The organism is Enterobacter sp. JH25, assembly GCF_021725435.1.
In the GTDB taxonomy this organism is placed as follows: Bacteria; Pseudomonadota; Gammaproteobacteria; order Enterobacterales; family Enterobacteriaceae; genus Enterobacter; species Enterobacter intestinihominis.
On record NZ_CP091319.1, the window covers coordinates 279,780 to 298,866 of the forward strand.

Annotated in this window: 16 protein-coding genes; 11 read left to right on the top strand and 5 right to left on the bottom strand. The window is 56.5% G+C overall.

What is annotated here, in order from left to right:
- Window positions 1-93: 93 nt before the first annotated feature.
- The 5 genes from metH (at window position 94) to rluF (ending at window position 7,014) form a co-directional block, all read left to right on the top strand.
- A complete protein-coding gene (gene metH, locus L2Y28_RS01365; protein WP_022646721.1) occupies window positions 94-3,777 on the top strand; it encodes a methionine synthase in 3,684 nt (1,227 codons plus the stop codon).
- A 116-nt stretch (window positions 3,778-3,893) separates the two neighbouring features.
- Window positions 3,894-5,525 (top strand): Na/Pi cotransporter family protein, encoded by a 1,632-nt coding sequence (locus L2Y28_RS01370; protein WP_022646722.1) that lies wholly within the window; start codon window positions 3,894-3,896, stop codon window positions 5,523-5,525.
- 95 nt (window positions 5,526-5,620) lie between these two features.
- On the top strand, window positions 5,621-5,914 hold the full coding sequence (locus L2Y28_RS01375; RefSeq protein WP_022646723.1) for a type II toxin-antitoxin system CcdA family antitoxin: 294 nt from the start codon (window positions 5,621-5,623) through the stop codon (window positions 5,912-5,914).
- Window positions 5,914-6,087, top strand: a complete 174-nt coding sequence (locus L2Y28_RS01380; RefSeq protein WP_022646724.1) for a CcdB family protein — start codon at window positions 5,914-5,916, stop codon at window positions 6,085-6,087. Before L2Y28_RS01375 ends, L2Y28_RS01380 begins: the two co-directional genes overlap by 1 nt.
- A gap of 54 nt (window positions 6,088-6,141) precedes the next feature.
- The gene (gene rluF, locus L2Y28_RS01385; RefSeq protein WP_022646725.1) at window positions 6,142-7,014 is read left to right on the top strand and encodes a 23S rRNA pseudouridine(2604) synthase RluF; all 873 of its coding nucleotides are present in this window, start codon (window positions 6,142-6,144) and stop codon (window positions 7,012-7,014) included.
- Here the strand turns inward: rluF and L2Y28_RS01390 are convergent, their stop codons facing one another.
- The 3 genes from L2Y28_RS01390 to lysC form a co-directional block, all read right to left on the bottom strand.
- Window positions 7,015-7,287: a DUF3811 domain-containing protein gene (locus tag L2Y28_RS01390; protein ID WP_017382612.1), complete on the bottom strand. Its 273-nt coding sequence runs from the start codon at window positions 7,285-7,287 to the stop codon at window positions 7,015-7,017. It lies immediately after the preceding gene.
- Window positions 7,288-7,337: 50 nt separating this feature from the next.
- Window positions 7,338-8,282 (bottom strand): ketopantoate/pantoate/pantothenate transporter PanS, encoded by a 945-nt coding sequence (gene panS, locus L2Y28_RS01395; RefSeq protein ID WP_022646726.1) that lies wholly within the window; start codon window positions 8,280-8,282, stop codon window positions 7,338-7,340.
- A 93-nt stretch (window positions 8,283-8,375) separates the two neighbouring features.
- The gene (lysC, locus tag L2Y28_RS01400) at window positions 8,376-9,725 is read right to left on the bottom strand and encodes a lysine-sensitive aspartokinase 3 (RefSeq protein ID WP_022646727.1); all 1,350 of its coding nucleotides are present in this window, start codon (window positions 9,723-9,725) and stop codon (window positions 8,376-8,378) included.
- Window positions 9,726-10,099: 374 nt separating this feature from the next.
- Here lysC and pgi point away from each other — a divergent pair, with 374 nt between their 5' ends.
- From pgi to psiE, 6 genes are all read left to right on the top strand, one after another.
- Window positions 10,100-11,749, top strand: coding sequence for a glucose-6-phosphate isomerase (gene pgi, locus L2Y28_RS01405; protein WP_022646728.1), 1,650 nt, complete (start codon window positions 10,100-10,102; stop codon window positions 11,747-11,749).
- Between the two features lie 366 nt (window positions 11,750-12,115).
- Window positions 12,116-12,358 (top strand): exopolysaccharide production protein YjbE, encoded by a 243-nt coding sequence (gene yjbE / locus L2Y28_RS01410; protein WP_003860341.1) that lies wholly within the window; start codon window positions 12,116-12,118, stop codon window positions 12,356-12,358.
- 63 nt (window positions 12,359-12,421) lie between these two features.
- On the top strand, window positions 12,422-13,060 hold the full coding sequence (locus tag L2Y28_RS01415; protein ID WP_022646729.1) for a YjbF family lipoprotein: 639 nt from the start codon (window positions 12,422-12,424) through the stop codon (window positions 13,058-13,060).
- Window positions 13,057-13,794: a capsule biosynthesis GfcC D2 domain-containing protein gene (locus tag L2Y28_RS01420; protein ID WP_022646730.1), complete on the top strand. Its 738-nt coding sequence runs from the start codon at window positions 13,057-13,059 to the stop codon at window positions 13,792-13,794. The genes L2Y28_RS01415 and L2Y28_RS01420 overlap by 4 nt, the downstream gene beginning before the upstream one ends.
- Window positions 13,794-15,890 carry a YjbH domain-containing protein gene (locus L2Y28_RS01425; protein ID WP_022646731.1) on the top strand — a complete coding sequence of 699 codons (2,097 nt, stop codon included), beginning with the start codon at window positions 13,794-13,796 and terminating at the stop codon, window positions 15,888-15,890. Before L2Y28_RS01420 ends, L2Y28_RS01425 begins: the two co-directional genes overlap by 1 nt.
- A 178-nt stretch (window positions 15,891-16,068) precedes the next feature.
- Window positions 16,069-16,479, top strand: a complete 411-nt coding sequence (psiE, locus tag L2Y28_RS01430; protein ID WP_000202963.1) for a phosphate-starvation-inducible protein PsiE — start codon at window positions 16,069-16,071, stop codon at window positions 16,477-16,479.
- Between the two features lie 96 nt (window positions 16,480-16,575).
- On the opposite strand, the gene malG is transcribed toward psiE, so the two are convergent.
- Window positions 16,576-17,466, bottom strand: coding sequence for a maltose ABC transporter permease MalG (gene malG, locus L2Y28_RS01435; protein ID WP_003860332.1), 891 nt, complete (start codon window positions 17,464-17,466; stop codon window positions 16,576-16,578).
- A 14-nt stretch (window positions 17,467-17,480) separates the two neighbouring features.
- The gene (gene malF / locus L2Y28_RS01440) at window positions 17,481-19,025 is read right to left on the bottom strand and encodes a maltose ABC transporter permease MalF (protein ID WP_022646732.1); all 1,545 of its coding nucleotides are present in this window, start codon (window positions 19,023-19,025) and stop codon (window positions 17,481-17,483) included.
- Between the last annotated feature and the right edge of the window lie 62 nt (window positions 19,026-19,087).

Here is a 19,087-nt window from a genome sequence, read left to right on the forward strand (position 1 = left end):
TCATGTTACCGCTGTGTGACTTTTCGACCCTTAGAGATTATGCCAGTATGGAACGCAGCCTTTTGGCCATGTTGAACGTTGTCGGGAGCAAGTGTGAGCAGCAAAGTAGAGCAACTGCGTGCGCAGTTAAATGAACGAATTCTGGTGCTGGACGGCGGCATGGGCACCATGATCCAGGGCTATCGTCTGAGTGAAGACGATTTCCGTGGAGAGCGCTTTGCCGACTGGCCTTGTGACCTGAAAGGAAACAATGACCTGCTGGTGTTGAGCAAACCCTCTGTCATCAGGGATATCCACAACGCCTACTTCGAAGCGGGTGCGGATATTGTAGAAACCAACACCTTCAACTCGACAACCATCGCCATGGCGGATTACCAGATGGAATCCCTGTCGGCGGAGATCAACTTTGAAGCGGCGAAACTGGCGCGCGCCTGCGCCGACGAGTGGACGGCCCGCACGCCGGACAAACCGCGCTATGTTGCCGGGGTGCTGGGCCCGACCAACCGCACCGCGTCGATTTCTCCGGACGTGAACGATCCAGCCTTCCGCAATATCACCTTTGACCAACTGGTGGCCGCGTATCGTGAGTCCACTAAAGCGCTGGTGGAAGGCGGTTCCGACCTGATCCTGATTGAAACCGTATTCGACACCCTCAACGCCAAAGCTGCAATTTACGCGGTGAAAGAGGAATTTGAGGCGCTGGGTGTTGACCTGCCGATCATGATTTCCGGCACCATCACCGATGCCTCGGGGCGCACGCTTTCCGGCCAGACAACCGAAGCGTTTTATAACTCTCTGCGCCATGCCGAAGCGCTCTCCTTCGGCCTGAACTGCGCGCTGGGGCCGGACGAGCTGCGCCAGTACGTGCAGGAGCTTTCGCGCATCGCAGAGTGCTACGTCACCGCCCACCCGAACGCCGGTCTGCCGAATGCATTCGGTGAGTACGATCTGGATGCCGACACCATGGCGGCGCAAATCCGCGAGTGGGCCGAATCTGGCTTCCTCAACATCGTCGGCGGCTGCTGCGGCACCACGCCGGAGCATATCGCCGCCATGAGCCGCGCCGTCGCCGGGCTTGCACCGCGCAAGTTACCCGAGCTTCCGGTAGCCTGCCGTCTGTCCGGCCTTGAGCCGTTGACCATCGGCGACGACAGCCTGTTTGTGAACGTGGGTGAACGTACTAACGTTACCGGTTCTGCGAAGTTCAAGCGCCTGATCAAAGAAGAGAAGTACAGCGAAGCGCTGGATGTAGCTCGCCAGCAGGTAGAAAGCGGGGCGCAGATCATCGATATCAACATGGACGAGGGGATGCTCGACGCCGAAGCGGCGATGGTGCGTTTCCTCAACCTGATTGCCGGTGAGCCGGATATCGCCCGCGTGCCGATCATGATTGACTCCTCCAAATGGGACGTCATCGAAAAGGGGCTGAAGTGCATTCAGGGCAAAGGCATCGTTAACTCCATCTCAATGAAAGAGGGCGTCGATACCTTTATCCACCACGCGAAGCTGGTGCGTCGCTACGGGGCCGCCGTGGTGGTGATGGCCTTCGATGAAGTGGGCCAGGCCGATACCCGCGAGCGCAAAATTGAGATTTGCCGCCGGGCGTACAAAATTTTGACCGAAGAGGTGGGCTTCCCGCCGGAAGACATTATTTTCGACCCGAACATCTTTGCTGTCGCAACCGGCATTGAAGAGCACAACAACTACGCCCAGGACTTTATCGGCGCGTGTGAAGACATCAAACGCGAGCTACCGCATGCGCTAATTTCCGGCGGCGTGTCGAACGTCTCGTTCTCGTTCCGCGGCAACGACCCGGTGCGTGAGGCCATCCACGCCGTGTTCCTCTACTATGCCATCCGCAACGGGATGGACATGGGGATCGTTAACGCCGGACAGCTGGCGATTTACGACGACCTGCCCGCAGAACTACGCGACGCAGTAGAAGATGTGATCCTCAACCGTCGTGACGACGCCACTGAACGCATGCTGGATCTGGCGGAAAAATACCGCGGCAGTAAAGCTGACGAATCAGCCAACGTTCAGCAGGCCGAATGGCGTTCCTGGGATGTGAGAAAGCGTCTGGAATACTCGCTGGTAAAAGGCATTACTGAGTTCATTGAGCAGGATACCGAGGAAGCGCGTCAGCAGGCAGCCCGTCCGATTGAAGTGATCGAAGGGCCGCTGATGGACGGCATGAACGTGGTCGGCGATCTGTTCGGCGAGGGCAAAATGTTCCTGCCGCAGGTGGTGAAATCCGCCCGCGTCATGAAGCAGGCCGTGGCTTATCTTGAGCCGTTTATCGAAGCCAGCAAAGAGAAGGGCTCCAGTAACGGTAAGATGGTCATTGCCACCGTGAAGGGCGACGTACACGACATCGGCAAAAACATTGTCGGCGTGGTACTGCAATGCAATAACTACGAAATTATCGATCTTGGCGTGATGGTCCCGGCGGATAAAATCCTCAGGACCGCTCGCGAAGTGAATGCGGATCTGATTGGTCTTTCCGGGCTGATTACGCCGTCGCTGGACGAAATGGTCAACGTGGCAAAAGAGATGGAGCGCCAGGGCTTCACTATTCCGCTGCTGATTGGCGGGGCAACCACCTCGAAAGCCCACACCGCAGTGAAAATCGAGCAGAACTACAGTGGGCCGACGGTGTATGTCCAAAACGCCTCGCGCACCGTGGGCGTGGTCTCCGCGCTGCTGTCTGACACCCAGCGCGATGACTTTGTCGCCCGCACCCGCAAAGAGTATGAAACCGTCCGCATTCAGCATGGACGTAAGAAACCGCGCACGCCGCCGGTTTCGCTTCAGGCGGCGCGCGATAACGATCTGGCGTTCGACTGGTCCAGCTATACGCCGCCGGTCGCGCACCGTCTGGGCGTGCAGGACGTGACGGCCAGCATCGAAACGCTGCGTAACTACATCGACTGGACGCCATTCTTCATGACCTGGTCGCTGGCGGGCAAATATCCGCGCATTCTTGAAGATGAGGTAGTAGGCGAAGAGGCGAAACGCCTGTTTAAAGATGCCAACGATATGCTCGACAGACTGAGCGCAGAGAAAGCCCTCAACCCGCGCGGCGTGGTGGGGCTGTTCCCGGCGAACCGCGTGGGCGACGACATAGAAATCTACCGCGATGAAACCCGCACCCATGTGCTGGCCGTGAGCCACCATCTGCGCCAGCAAACCGAGAAAGTGGGCTTTGCCAACTACTGCCTGGCGGATTTCGTCGCACCGAAACTCTCCGGTAAAGCCGACTATATCGGCGCCTTTGCGGTGACCGGCGGTCTGGAAGAAGACGCGCTGGCGGACGCGTACGACGCACAGCACGATGATTACAACAAAATCATGGTGAAAGCGATCGCCGATCGCCTGGCGGAAGCCTTTGCCGAGTATCTGCACGAGCGCGTACGTAAGGTGCACTGGGGCTACGCCGCGAATGAGAATCTCAGCAACGAGGAGCTGATCCGCGAAAACTACCAGGGCATTCGTCCGGCACCCGGCTATCCGGCCTGCCCGGAACACACCGAGAAGGGCACTATCTGGAAACTGCTCGACGTGGAAGCGCATACCGGCATGAAACTTACCGAGTCGTTCGCCATGTGGCCGGGCGCGTCCGTTTCCGGCTGGTATTTCAGCCACCCGGACAGCAAGTATTTCGCCGTGGCACAGCTTCAGCGGGATCAGATTGAAGACTACGCCCTGCGAAAAGGCATGAGCGTGTCTGAGGTGGAACGCTGGCTGGCGCCGAATTTAGGCTACGACGCAGACTAACGTCACTTTTCCTTACAACAAACAGGGCACCGCTATGGTGCCTTGTCTCTTTCTTACGTTTAAACCCTTATACTGAACCTAAGGAAAATGAATAACGATAAGGAGGAAAACCCACTGTGTTGACGTTGTTACACCTGCTCTCCGCAGTCGCACTGCTGGTATGGGGCACCCATATCGTTCGTACCGGCGTGATGCGCGTGTTTGGCGCACGTTTACGTACCGTTCTCAGCGGCAGTGTTGAGAAGAAGCCGCTCGCCTTCTGTGCGGGTATTGGCGTCACGGCGCTGGTGCAAAGCAGCAACGCCACCACTATGCTCGTCACCTCGTTCGTGGCGCAGGATCTGGTGGCGCTCGCCCCGGCGCTGGTGATTGTCCTTGGCGCCGACGTCGGTACCGCGCTGATGGCACGTATCCTGACCTTCGATCTCTCCTGGCTGTCGCCGCTGCTGATTTTTATCGGCGTCATTTTCTTCCTCGGCCGTAAGCAAAGCCGTGCCGGGCAGCTTGGCCGCGTCGGTATTGGCCTCGGGCTGATCCTGCTGGCGCTGGAGCTGATTGTGCAGGCAGTTACGCCGATTACCCAGGCCAACGGTGTGCAGGTCATTTTCGCCTCGTTAACCGGCGATATTATGCTGGATGCGCTGATCGGCGCGGTGTTTGCCATTGTCAGCTACTCCAGCCTGGCGGCCGTGTTACTGACGGCCACGCTAACCGCTGCGGGCGCGATCTCTTTCCCGGTGGCGCTATGCCTGGTCATCGGTGCGAATCTTGGCTCTGGCCTGCTGGCGATGCTTAACAACAGTGCAGCCAATGCTGCCGCCCGACGGGTGGCGCTGGGGAGTTTGCTCTTCAAGCTGGTGGGTAGCCTGATCATTCTGCCGTTTGTGCACCCGCTGGCGAACCTGATGGACAACCTCTCTCTGCCGAAAGCGGAGCTGGTGATCTACTTCCACGTCTTCTACAACCTGGTACGCTGTCTGGCGATGGTGCCGTTTGCCGCGCCGATGGCCCGCTTCTGCGAGCGGCTAATTCGTGATGAACCGGAGCTGGACGCGCGCCTTAAACCGAAGCATCTGGACACCTCGGTGCTGGACACGCCCGCGCTGGCTATCGCCAATGCCGCCCGCGAAACGCTGCGCATGGGTGACGCGATGGAAACCATGCTGGAAGGGTTGCAAAAGGTGATGCACGGCGAGCCGCGCGAAGAAAAAGAGCTGCGCAGGCTGGCGGACGATATCAACGTGCTGTATACCGCCATCAAGCTCTATCTGGCACGGATCCCCCAGGACGAGCTGGCGGAAGAGGAGTCGCGCCGCTGGGCGGAAATCATTGAGATGTCGCTTAACCTGGAGCAGGCTTCGGATATTGTCGAGCGTATGGGCAGTGAAATCGCAGACAAATCCCTGGCCGCACGTCGGGCGTTTTCTGTCGAAGGGCTGAAGGAGCTGGAAGCGCTGCACGAACAGCTGGTCAGCAACCTGAAGCTGGCGATGTCGGTCTTCTTCTCCAGCGACGTGCCGAGCGCGCGCCGCCTGCGCCGCAACAAGCACCGTTTCCGCATCCTCAACCGGCGCTACTCGCACGCCCACGTTGAGCGTCTGCACCAGCAGAACGTGCAGAGTATCGAAACCAGCTCGCTCCACCTGGGGCTGCTGGGCGATATGAAGCGTCTTAACTCGTTGTTCTGTGCGGTGGCATACAGCGTGATGGAGCAGCCGGATGAAGACGATGAGCGGGATGAGTATTAATCTCTGAAAGCGCCTCGCAAAACGGTTTTGTGAGGCGTGACTCCCCATAAAGAGCAATTTATTCTTCAACCCTTACATTTTTAAGGGAATAGGAGGTGCTCAATTATTACGCTACACTTCGCCAGTTCATGCGCATTCCAATGGGGGTTCTCATGCGCGGTGCTAATAGCATTAAAAAATCAGTGAATGTTTCCCTGTCGCCGGTCATTCTTGAAGAGGCGCGAAGGCTTAAACTTAACCTTTCTGCCGTGCTAACGGCGGCTTTGCAGGAGCAATTTCGTGAACATCGGCACGCAGAGTGGCTTGAAGAAAATAAAGCTTCTATTGACGCCATTAACCAGTGGGTTGATGAAAACGGCTCCTTTAGTGACTTTCAGAGGTCGTTCTGATGAAGCATGTACTGGTCGCTCCCGCCGTTGAGGTCGCGGGAAAACCCTGCGTGGTGATGATGCATATGATGGCAGGCATATCGCTAAAAGAGTTAGGTGAACGCGTTGCCGATCTTACTAACAGCAGTGCTTCATTGCGGGATGCACTCGATTTTCTGATCAGCGGTTACTAGGACTTTTTTGTCAGGCGCAAGGTAAGGTATATTTCGCCCTTCACAGGAGAAACTATGCTGCCAACTCAATCAACCCGATTAAACAAATACATTAGCGAGAGCGGGATCTGCTCACGTCGCGAGGCTGACCGTTACATTGAACAGGGTAACGTGTTTCTTAACGGCAAACGCGCCACCATTGGCGATCAGGTGGTACCTGGCGATGTGGTGAAAGTGAATGGTCAGGTCATCGAACCGCGTGATGCCGAAGACCTGGTGTTTATCGCGTTGAACAAACCGGTTGGGATTGTCAGCACCACGGAAGATGGCGAGCGGGACAACATTGTTGATTTCGTGAACCACAGCAGCCGCATTTTCCCGATTGGCCGTCTGGATAAAGACTCTCAGGGGCTGATTTTCCTCACCAACCACGGCGATCTGGTCAACAAAATTCTGCGTGCCGGTAACGACCACGAGAAAGAGTACATCGTGACGGTGAACAAGCCGGTGACGGACGAGTTTATCCGCGGAATGGGCGCTGGCGTGCCGATTCTGGGCACCGTGACGAAGAAGTGTAAAGTCAAAAAAGAAGCACCGTTCGCGTTCCGCATCACGCTGGTTCAGGGCCTGAACCGCCAGATCCGCCGCATGTGCGAGTACTTCGGTTATGAAGTGACGAAGCTGGAACGCACGCGCATCATGAACGTCAGCCTGTCTGGCATCCCGCTGGGCGAGTGGCGTGACTTAACGGATGACGAGCTGATCGAGCTGTTCAAACTTATCGAGAACTCCTCGTCCGAAGCGAAGCCGAAAGCTAAAGCCAAACCGAAAACGCAGGCGATTAAGCGTCCGGTGGTGAAGGCACCGCAGGCGGAAGAGAAAGGGCGAGGCAAGCCGGGCAACGGAAAACGCTTTACCCAGCCGGGGCGCAAAAAGAAAGGGCGCTGATTAGCGCCTTCCACGGGTTGATGTGCTGGCGGACCAGGAAAAAGTCGCCTCTGCATCGGGTTTATAAGCCTGCTCTTTTTTCAGCTTGCGGGCTTTTTTCGCCGCGGCATCACGTTGCGCCATCAGTTTATCGATGTACTCTTTTTTAACCTGATTGGTTTCGGCGTTCGTCAGCGTGCGGCCATGCGCGATGCGGGCGCGGTCGAGAAGCGTTTTCAGTTCGCGCTGCTCGGCTTCGGTCATGTCTTTCTGGGTCAAACGTGGTGTAGCCATTGCTGAAGCCTCCTGATGGGGAGGCTTCAGTGTAAAGCAAGCCGGGTCAATTAACCCTGTTTCACCGCATCTTTTTTCGGTTGGTCATCAATCGGCTTACCGGACCAGTATCCTGCTAACAGCGAACCGGACAGGTTGTGCCAGACGGAGAACAGCGCTCCCGGTAGCGCCGCCAGCGGTGAGAAGTAAATTTTACCCAGCGCCGCCGCCAGGCCAGAGTTCTGCATCCCCACTTCGATCGCCAGCGTGCGGCAGGTGGATTCGTCGAAACCAAACAGCTTTCCACCCCAGTATCCGCCCAGCAGACCAATGGTGTTATGCAGCACAACCGCGACGATCACTACAAAGCCCACTGAAGCAATGTGCGATGCGGAACCGGCTACCACGGCGCTGATAATGGCAAGTATGCAGACCATCGAAAACGCGGGCAGATACGGCTCAACCGCTTTCACCACCCGCGGGAAGAGATGGTGGATCACCAGTCCCAGCGCAATCGGGATCACCACGATTTGCAGAATGCTGAGCAGCATGCCCATCACATCCACCTGGATATGCGCGTCCACGTACAGGCGGGTTAACAGCGGCGTGGCAATCACGCCCACCAGCGTGGAAACGGAAGAGATAGTGACGGAGAGCGCCACGTCGCCTTTCGCCAGATAGATCATGACGTTAGATGCCGTGCCGCTGGCGACGCTCCCCACCAGCACCATCCCGGCGGAAAGGTCGGGCGGCATCTTAAAGGCCATCGCCAGCAGCCAGGCCGCGAGCGGCATCACCAGGTAGTGCAGGAAAATCCCTGCGGCAACCGGTGCCGGGCGAGACAGCACGCGTTTGAAATCGTCAATTTTTAGACGCACGCCCATGCCGAACATAATCAGCATCAGTAGCGTGGTGACCCACGGACCAATGCCCGTGAACGTGGTGGGAGTGTAATACGCGAGTACGGAGAGCAGCAGCGCCCATAACGGGAACAGCCGGGTGATAGCGGAGAGCATAGTGAATTCCTTGCAGTATTGTCGTGTTGTTTTGTTATAAAAAAGCCGGGTCTGTGCCCGGCTTATGGATAATGTTTATCGTGCTAACGAATTTTATTCAAATAAATTCTGATGAAGTTTCTGCACAACCTGCTCGGCCTGATCGGCAGGGACCAGGAAGCAGAGGTTGTAGCTGGACGCGCCGTAGCAAATCATGCGGATGCTGAACGGGTCGAGCACGCCGAACACCTCTTTGCCCACGCCGCACGCGCGCGACAGCTTATTACCGATGATGGCAACCAGCGCCAGATCTTCTTCCACCTCCACGCGGCACAGCTCGGAAAGCTCAATCAGCAGCGACTGCGTCAGCAGGGTGTCGCCGGTAGAGGTGGAGCCGGTGGTGTCGAGCGTCAGCGCAATGCTGACTTCTGACGTGGTGATCAGGTCCACGGAGATATTGTGGCGCGCCAGGATGCCAAACACTTCCGCCAGGAATCCGCGGGAGTGCAGCATATTATGGCTGTGCAGGGTAACCAGCGTCTGCTTACGACGCAGGGCAAGCGCGCGGAACAGCGGCGGGTTCTCGGTTTTCTTGCAGACCAGCGTCCCGCCCGCCTTTGGATCTTTACTGGAGCCAACGAAGACCGGAATGTCGCTGCGCACGGCGGGCAGCAGCGTGGCCGGATGCAGCACTTTCGCGCCGAAGGTGGCCATTTCAGCCGCTTCTTCAAAGGCGATCACGTCAATGCGTTTTGCCGCAGAGACCACGCGCGGGTCGGTGGTGTAAATGCCCGGCACGTCCGTCCAGATATCCACGCGGGTGGCATGCAGGGCTTCACCCAGCAGGGCGGCGGTATAGTCGCTGCCGCCACGGCCCAGCGTGGTTGTGCGCCCTTTGGCTTCGCTGCCGATAAACCCCTGGGTGATCACTATGCCTTCATCCAGACGCGGGGCAAGCTGCTGGTTAGTGAGCTCTGCCAAAGCTTCAACGTCCGGCTCGGCGCGGCCAAAGCGGTCGCTGGTGCGCATTACTTTACGCACGTCGAACCACTGCGCCTGAATATTGCGCTCGCGCATGATCTCAACGAATAGCAGGGTGGACATCAGTTCGCCGTGGCTGACCAGTTCGTCGGTTAGAGCGGTAGAGGTTGCCAGTGAAGCGGCTTCTGCCAGGGTAGTGATATTTTCCAGCAGGCGTTCCACTTCCTCACGAATGACGTTCGGGTTTTGCAGACGCTCAAGGATGTCGAACTGAATTTTGCGCAGTGCATCCAGCTTCACGAAACGCTCGGTCGCTTCCAGTCCTTCAGACAAAGAAACCAGCAGGTTCGTCACGCCGGCTGAGGCGGAGAGCACCACCAGGCGGGTATTCGGATCGGCCAGCACCACATCGGCGCTGCGGTTCATGGCAGCGTAGTCTGCCACACTGGTGCCGCCAAACTTGGCGACCACAAAACTCGTCATAACAACCTCGTGTCAGGGAATGAATAGAGCGACCTTGGCACAAGAATGAAGCGAGAACAGGTGCAGGCGCAAAATACGGCCCTATAAATAAAATGCGGGGGAGGTCCTGTCAATGCTGGGATTATGCGGATTTTTCATGGGGGGGTACCCCTCAGAAACAGGACTTATAACAGGCCCATATTTTATGCTCCTTTTTACCCCTTTTTGACCAACATTTCGCCACGCCGGAAGGGCGCGACAGCAGCTATACTTTTCGGGTCTTTTCACCTGCGTTTGATGCAGACCAGGGCAATGGCATAAAAACCATCACAATTTTTATTTGCAGGCGCTACAATCGACCGCAGTCACAATTCTCAAATCAGAAGAGTATTGCTATGAAAAACATCAACCCAACGCAGACCGCTGCATGGCAGGCACTACAGAAACATTTTGATGAAATGAAAGACGTCACTATCGCGGATCTGTTCGCGAAAGATGCCGATCGTTTCAGCAAGTTTTCCGCCACCTTCGATGACCTGATGCTGGTGGATTTCTCCAAGAACCGTATCACCGAAGAGACGCTGGCGAAGCTGCAAGATCTGGCGAAAGAGACTGAGCTGGCAGATGCCATCAAATCCATGTTCTCCGGTGAGAAGATCAACCGCACCGAAGACCGTGCCGTGCTGCACGTGGCGCTGCGCAACCGTAGCAATACTCCAATTATCGTTGACGGCAAAGATGTGATGCCGGAAGTGAACGCGGTGCTGGAAAAGATGAAAACCTTCTCTGAAGCGATCATCTCAGGTCAGTGGAAAGGCTACACCGGGAAAGCGATCACCGACGTCGTAAACATCGGTATCGGCGGCTCTGACCTCGGCCCGTTCATGGTGACCGAGGCGCTGCGCCCGTACAAAAACCATCTCAACATGCACTTCGTGTCCAACGTCGATGGGACTCACATCGCTGAAGTGCTGAAAAAGGTGAACCCGGAAACCACGCTGTTCCTGGTGGCGTCTAAAACCTTCACCACTCAGGAAACCATGACCAACGCCCACAGCGCGCGCGACTGGTTCCTGAAAACCGCGGGCGACGAAAAGCACGTGGCGAAACACTTCGCGGCGCTGTCCACCAACGGTAAAGCGGTGGGTGAGTTCGGTATTGATACTGCGAACATGTTTGAATTCTGGGACTGGGTGGGTGGCCGCTACTCACTGTGGTCTGCGATCGGTCTGTCCATCATCCTGTCCGTCGGCTTCGACAACTTCGTTGAGCTGCTCTCCGGCGCGCACGCGATGGACAAACACTTCTCCACCACCGCGCCTGAGAAAAACCTGCCGGTGCTGCTGGCGCTGATCGGGATCTGGTACAACAACTTCTTCGGCGCTGAAACCGAAGCGATTCTGCCGTACGACCAGTATATGCACCGCTTTGCGGCCTACTTCCAGCAGGGCAACATGGAATCCAACGGCAAGTACGTTGACCGTAACGGTAACGCGGTGGATTATCAGACTGGCCCAATCATCTGGGGCGAGCCGGGCACCAACGGTCAGCACGCGTTCTACCAGCTGATCCATCAGGGCACCAAAATGGTACCGTGCGATTTCATCGCCCCGGCGATTACGCACAACCCGCTTTCCGACCACCATCCGAAGCTGCTGTCTAACTTCTTCGCCCAGACCGAAGCGCTGGCGTTCGGTAAATCCCGCGAGGTGGTTGAGCAGGAGTACCGTGACCAGGGTAAAGATCCGGCTACGCTGGAACACGTTGTGCCGTTCAAAGTGTTCGAAGGCAACCGTCCAACTAACTCCATTCTGCTGCGTGAAATTACGCCGTTCAGCCTGGGTGCGCTGATTGCCCTCTACGAGCACAAGATCTTCACTCAGGGCGCTATTCTGAACATCTTCACCTTTGACCAGTGGGGCGTTGAGCTGGGCAAACAGCTGGCAAACCGCATTCTGCCAGAGCTGGGTGACGATAAAGCAATCGACAGCCACGACAGCTCCACCAATGGTCTGATTAACCGTTATAAAGCATGGCGTGCGTAATAAATATGTCATGAACAATGCCGGCGATATGCCGGCATTTTTTTATCGGATAATTCCTGATGTCTGTTAGTTATCTCAAATTCTGAATCTGAGTTTAATCCGAAAAACACGGTTACCCCGTTAATTGCTGAGGGTTATTTTAAGAAAATACGGAGTGATACTTTAATGGGTTTATATTATAACTGTTTGATAATGAATGGTTATCTATTTCAATAATTCTTTTTTCTTTTCATTTTTAACCATTAGTCTGAAAACCTCATCCCTATTTACCCCCACGGTAAACCCACTGCTTTAGTTGTGTATACTCGAATCCGCCTGAATTTCTTTTCGGGCAAATCTCCATTCATTCATTGAAGGGAAATTGTTATGAAGAAAGTACTGTATGGCATTTTTGCCATATCTGCGCTTGCGGCGACGTCTGTCTATGCAGCTCCGGTCCAGGTCGGAGAAGCAGCAGGGTCGGCAGCGACGTCTGCGTCTGCGGGGAGTTCTACCGCAGCCAGCACCAGCGCCGTAAGTTCAGCCGTGGGTGTCGCGCTGGCGGCAACCGGTGGCGGTGATGGCTCCAATACCGGAACCACGACCACTACGACGACCAGCACCCAGTAATACCGGGTGTTTTAATCATAACCACACTTCGGTGTGGTTATTTCGCCCCTTCGGAGAAGAGTCGTGAAGCGACCTGCAATCATCCTGATTTGCCTGCTGTTGCAGGCGTGCTCAACTACCACCAAAGGGCTGGGCCACTCACTGTGGGACAGCATGTTCGGCACGCCGGGCGTGCATCTGACCGATGACGAACTTCAGAACATGCCGTATGCCAGCCAGTACATGCAGCTAAACGATGGTCCGCAACTGTTTGTGGTGCTCGCTTTCGATGAAAACGGGCAGCAGAAATGGGTGACGCAGGATCAGGCCACCATCGTGACTCAGCATTCCCGAATCGTGAAAACGTTGCTTGGCGGCGACAACCTGCTTGAGGTAAACAACCTGGCTGAAGATCCGCTCATCAAGCCGAATCAGATCGTCGATGGCGCAAGCTGGACGCGCACAATGGGCTGGACCGAGCACAAACAGGTGCGCTACGCCACGGCCCGCTCTACCTTCCGCTGGGATGGTACGGACAGCGTCAAAGTGGGCAGCGACGAAACGCAGGTGCGCGTGCTGGATGAAGAGGTGACAACCGATCAGGCCACCTGGCATAACCGCTTCTGGGTGGACGAAGAGGGGCAAATCCGCCAGTCCTTACAGTATCTCGGTGCCGGTTTCTTCCCGGTGAAGACCACCCTGATCAAGGCGGCGAAATCATGAAAATGTTCATCCACATTGCGCTTCTCGCCAGCCTGGCCTCGCCGATGGCGTGGTCTGCGGGAACGGTACAGGTCTACACCCCGGACAGCGAAAAACCTAAAACCTTAACCAATGCCGGGCATCTGCTCGATCTGGTGGGGCAGCCGAGGCTGGCGAAAAGCTGGTGGACCGGGGCGGTGATCAGCGAGCGTCAGGCGACGATCGTCGCGGAACAAAAACATCAGGCGCTGCTCGCCCGACTGAGCGGGCTGGCACAACAGGAAGATGCCGACGATGCCGCGGCCATTACTAGCCTGCGTCAACAGCTTCAGGCGGTTAAGGTGACGGGTCGCCAGAAGGTGAATCTCGATCCGGATGAGGTGCGCGTTGCGGAAAACGGCAATCCGTCGCTGGAAGGGGACTATACCCTGTGGCTTCCGGCTCAACCTTCCACCGTCACCGTGATGGGGCTTCTCAGCAGCCCTGGCAATAAGCCGTTTACGCCGGGCCGGGACGTGGCGAGCTATCTCGACGAGCAAAGTCTGCTCAGCGGAGCGGATAACAGCTATGCCTGGGTGGTCTATCCGGACGGGCATACGCAAAAAGCGCCGGTGGCTTACTGGAATAAACGCCATATCGAACCTATGCCAGGCAGCATCATTTTTGTCGGTTTTGCCGACCATTTCTGGACGAAAGCGTATGACGGGCTTAATGCCGATATCCTTCGCTCCCTGATACAGCGGATACCGGAATAATGAAAAAAACCTATCTCTACAGCATGCTTGCACTATGCGTGAGTGCCGCCTGTCATGCAGAAACGTATCCGGCACCCATCGGCCCGTCGCAGTCCGATTTTGGCGGCGTGGGCTTACTGCAAACCCCGACCGCGCGTATGGCCCGCGAAGGGGAAATCAGCCTTAACTATCGCGATAACGATCAGTACCGTTACTACTCTGCGTCCGTGCAGCTGTTCCCCTGGCTGGAGACCACGCTGCGCTACACCGACGTGCGTACAAAACAGTACAGCAGCGTGGACGCCTTCTCCGGCAATCAGACCTATAAAGACAAAGCCTTCGACGTGAAGCTGCGACTGTGGGAAGAGAGCTACTGGATGCCGCAGGTCTCCGTCGGGGCGAAAGACATTGGCGGGACCGGCCTGTTTGATGCGGAATACATCGTTGCCAGCAAAGCCTGGGGACCGTTTGATTTCTCGCTGGGTCTTGGCTGGGGCTACCTCGGCACCAGCGGCAACGTAACCAACCCGTTCTGTACCTACAGCGACAAATACTGCTACCGCGATAACAGCTATAAAAAAGCGGGTTCCATCAACGGCGACCAGATGTTCCACGGCCCGGCCTCGCTGTTTGGAGGCGTAGAGTATCAAACGCCATGGCAGCCGCTGCGCCTGAAGCTGGAGTACGAAGGCAATAACTACAGCGAAGATTTTGCCGGCAAGATTGAGCAGAAGAGCAAGTTTAACGTCGGCGCCATTTACCGCGTCACCGACTGGGCCGACGTTAACCTCAGCTATGAGCGCGGTAATACCCTGATGTTTGGCTTTACGCTGCGCACCAACTTTAACGACATGCGGCCGCGCTACAATGACAACCCGCGGCCCAAATACCAGCCGGAGCCGCAGGATGCGATCATTCAGCACTCCGTGGTAGCGAACCAGCTGACGCTGCTGAAATATAACGCGGGCCTGGCGGATCCGAAGATCCAGACCAAAGGCGATACGCTGTACGTCACCGGCGAGCAGGTAAAATACCGCGACTCCCGCGAAGGGATCGAGCGCGCCAACCGGATCGTCATGAACGATCTGCCGGAGGGGATCCGCACGATCCGCGTGACGGAGAACCGTCTCAACCTGCCGCAGGTCACCACTGAAACCGATGTTGCCAGCCTTAAGCGTCATCTTGAAGGCGAACCGCTGGGGCATGAAACCGAGCTGGTGCAAAAACGCGTTGAGCCGGTGGTGCCAGAGAGCACCGAGCAGGGCTGGTATATCGATAAATCCCGCTTCGATTTCCATATCGATCCGGTGCTGAACCAGTCCGTGGGTGGGCCGGAAAACTTCTACATGTATCAGCTGGGCGCGATGGCGACGGCGGATCTGTGGGTGACCGACCACCTGTTGACCACCGGTAGTCTGTTCGGCAACCTTGCCAACAACTACGACAAATTTAACTACACCAACCCGCCGAACGATTCAAAACTGCCGCGCGTGCGTACCCGCGTTCGCGAATATGTGCAGAACGATATCTACGTGAATAACCTGCAGGCCAACTACTTCCAGTACTTCGGTAACGGCTTCTACGGCCAGGTTTACGGTGGCTATCTGGAAACCATGTTCGGCGGCGCGGGGGCGGAGGTGCTTTATCGTCCCGTCGACAGCAACTGGGCGTTTGGGATTGATGCCAACTACGTGAAACAGCGTGACTGGCGCAGCGCGCAGGACATGATGAAGTTCACCGACTACAGCGTCAAAACCGGGCACCTGACCGCCTACTGGACGCCGTCGTTCGCACAGGATGTGCTGGTGAAAGCCAGCGTCGGGCAGTACCTGGCGGGCGATAAGGGCGGCACGCTGGATATCTCCAAACACTTCGACAGCGGCGTTGTGGTAGGCGGTTATGCCACCATCACCAACGTTTCGCCAGACGAGTACGGGGAAGGGGACTTCACCAAAGGGGTGTACGTGTCGATTCCGCTGGATCTGTTCTCGTCAGGCCCAACCCGCAGCCGTGCGGCAGTGGGCTGGACGCCGCTGACGCGCGACGGCGGTCAGCAGCTTGGACGTAAGTTCCAGCTGTATGATATGACCAGCGATAAGAACATTAACTTCCGCTGATGCTTGTTTGCCCGGTGGCGCTGCGCTTACCGGGCCTACGAAAGTATTTTTGTAGGCCGGGCAAACGCAGTGCCGCCCGGCAAGAATGTTCATGTGGACAAAACATAAACAAAAAATATAGATCCCCGTCACATTTTTGCGTTATACAGGAACCTCGCCCTGGAGAATGAGGTGCTGTATGACATCCCTGACTCGTCCGCGTGTTGAGTTTATCTCAACGATACTCCAGACCGTGCTGAACCTCGGTCTGCTGAGCCTTGGCCTGATCCTGGTCGTGTTTCTGGGTAAAGAGACGGTGCATCTGGCGGATGTGCTGTTCGCACCTGAGCAAACCAGCAAATACGCGCTGGTGGAAGGCCTGGTGGTCTACTTTCTCTACTTTGAATTTATCGCCCTGATTGTGAAGTACTTTCAGTCCGGCTTTCACTTCCCGCTGCGCTATTTTGTCTACATTGGCATCACCGCCATTGTGCGGCTGATCATCGTCGATCATAAATCCCCGCTCGACGTGCTGATCTACTCGGCGGCGATCCTGCTGCTGGTGATCACCCTCTGGCTGTGCAACTCAAAGCGGCTGAAACGCGAATAAAAAAAGGGCGCTCCGAAGAGCGCCTAACAACAGTCACAAGTTGGTTCAATACAATACGTCTAAAGTTGAGGGTTGCAGTGGCATAACAGATGAAACTTAACCTTTCACACCGCCCGCCGTCAGGCCGTTGACCAGCCAGCGCTGGGCCAGCAGGAACACCACGGTAATCGGGATGGCAGAGAGGACGGCCGCCGCGGCAAAGTCGCCCCACAGGTAGTTTTGCGGGTTGAGGTATTGCTGCATACCGACGGCCAGGGTGTAGCTGTTCACATCGCGCAGTAACAGAGAGGCGACCGGTACTTCGGTGATCGCCGCGATAAACGACAGGATGAACACCACCGCCAGAATCGGCACCGACAGCGGCAGCAGCACCAGACGGAACGCCTGCCACGGGGTGGCGCCATCCAGCGCGGCGGCTTCTTCCAGTGAACCATCGATGGTTTCGAAATAGCCCTTGATGGTCCACACATGCAGGGCGATGCCGCCAAGATAGGCGAAGATCACGCCGCCGTGGGTGTTCAGGCCGATAAACGGCACGTACTGGCCCAGACGATCAAACAGGGCATACAACGCCACCAGTGACAGCACCGCCGGGAACATCTGGAAAATCAGCATCCCTTTCAGCAGGGTCGCTTTGCCCGGGAAACGCATACGGGCGAAGGCGTAAGCACAGGTGGTGGAGAGCGTCACGATGCCGATGGCAGTGATGGTCGCCACTTTTACCGAGTTCCACAGCCACAGCAGCACCGGGAACGGCGGGGGAGTGACGCGGCCATCCGCGTGTTCCACACTGAAGCCCAGCGCGAGTTTCCAGTGCTCCCAGGAGATTTCATCCGGGATCAGGCTCCCGGTGGCGAAGTTCCCCGAACGCAGGGAGATGGCGATAACCATCAGCAGCGGGAACATGATCGCCGCGATGAAAATCAGCAGGCCTAAGTGCGTCGCGAGGAGGCGCAGTTTCTGAGATTTGGGTTGTACCATTGCCATGTTCAGTGCCCTCCTTAGTCAAATTTCATACGTGTAGCTTTCAGGTTCACGATCGCCAGGGCGCCCACCAGCAGGAAGATCAGGGTGGCAATCGCTGCCGCCAGACCGAAGTCCTGACCGCCGCCGCCTTCGAAGGCGATACGGTAGGTGTAGCTCACGAGCAGGTCGGTATAGCCTGCCGGCGTGGTGGTGCCGAGACGGTCCGGACCGCCGTTGGTCAACAGCTGAATCAGCACGAAGTTGTTAAAGTTAAAGGCGAAGCTGGCAATCATCAGCGGCGTCAGCGGCTTAATGAGCAGCGGCAGGGTAATTTTGAAGAAGTTCTGGAACGGACCCGCGCCGTCCATCGCCGAGGCTTCGTACAGGTCATCCGGGATGGCCTTCAGCAGCCCCATGCACAGGATCATCATGTACGGATAACCGAGCCAGGTGTTCACGATGATAATCATCGAGCGAGCGGTGGTCGGGTCGCTGAACCAGGCCGGTTTGATGCCGAACAGCGCGCTCAGCATCATGTTGATTTCACCGAAGCTCTGGTTAAACAACCCTTTGAAAATCAGAATCGAGATGAACGACGGCACGGCGTACGGCAGAATCAGCAGCACGCGGTAAATCGCTTTCCCCTTCAGGGACTCCCACTGAACGAGACAGGCCAGCACCATGCCCACGGCCACGGTCAGGATCACGGTCAGTATGGAGAAGACTACCGTCCAGACGAAGATGGCGAAGAACGGTTTCTGGATGCCTTCGTCGGTAAACACGCGGGTAAAGTTATCCCAGCCGATGGTAACGGTATAGCCCGGGCTGAGCTTGTCGTCGCCCCAGCTGCCGTCGGCATTCACCGACTGATAGAAACCAATGTCGTTATTCGGACGGTACTTCACGCCGCTCTGGTTGTTGGTCAGCGTGCCGTCATCCGCCAGAGTATAAAGCGGCTGCGTGCCGGAAAACTGGCGCAGCGAGCTCATGGTTACTTTGCTGTCATCGGGCAGCACAGCGGTGAGCTGGGTCAGCGCCTGGCGATTTTGAGTGATGATACGCAGGTTGGCACGTTCACCTTCCGGCAGGGCCGCGGCCTCTTTTAAGACCAGCTTCTGCTCGCCGCCAAATTTGAACGCGTCGGAAAGATAGTTTTTGCCGCTCTCACCGTCAGTGAGCGCTAACTTCCATTCATCTCCCGCAGGATACAGGCCGAAGTTAAAGGTTTTACCCGCCTGATAAGAACGATCCAGAAGCACCTGGGTGGCACGCTCCTGCGCGAGCTGGTTGGTGCTGCTGTAGTTAGTAAAGGCAATCGCGATGGTGCAGATCAGCGGAAAGAGGACAAACAGCCCCATCCCGGCAACACCGGGGTAGACATAGCGCCAGGCATACGCTTTACGGCTGGCGAAAATATACAGGCCAACCGAGCTTAAAATCAGCGTCATGATGGCAAAAAGGTATTCCCCTTGCACGTACATTAAAACAACAAGGTAACCCACCAGCAGACACAGCAGACCTATCACTGACCACTTCAGTGCGTCGCTTTGCCACCAGCGTTTCTTTTTAATGACATCCATGGGGTTCTTCCTCTACAACGGTGGAAACTTATCGTCAGGTGGCGCTGCGCTTACCTGACCTA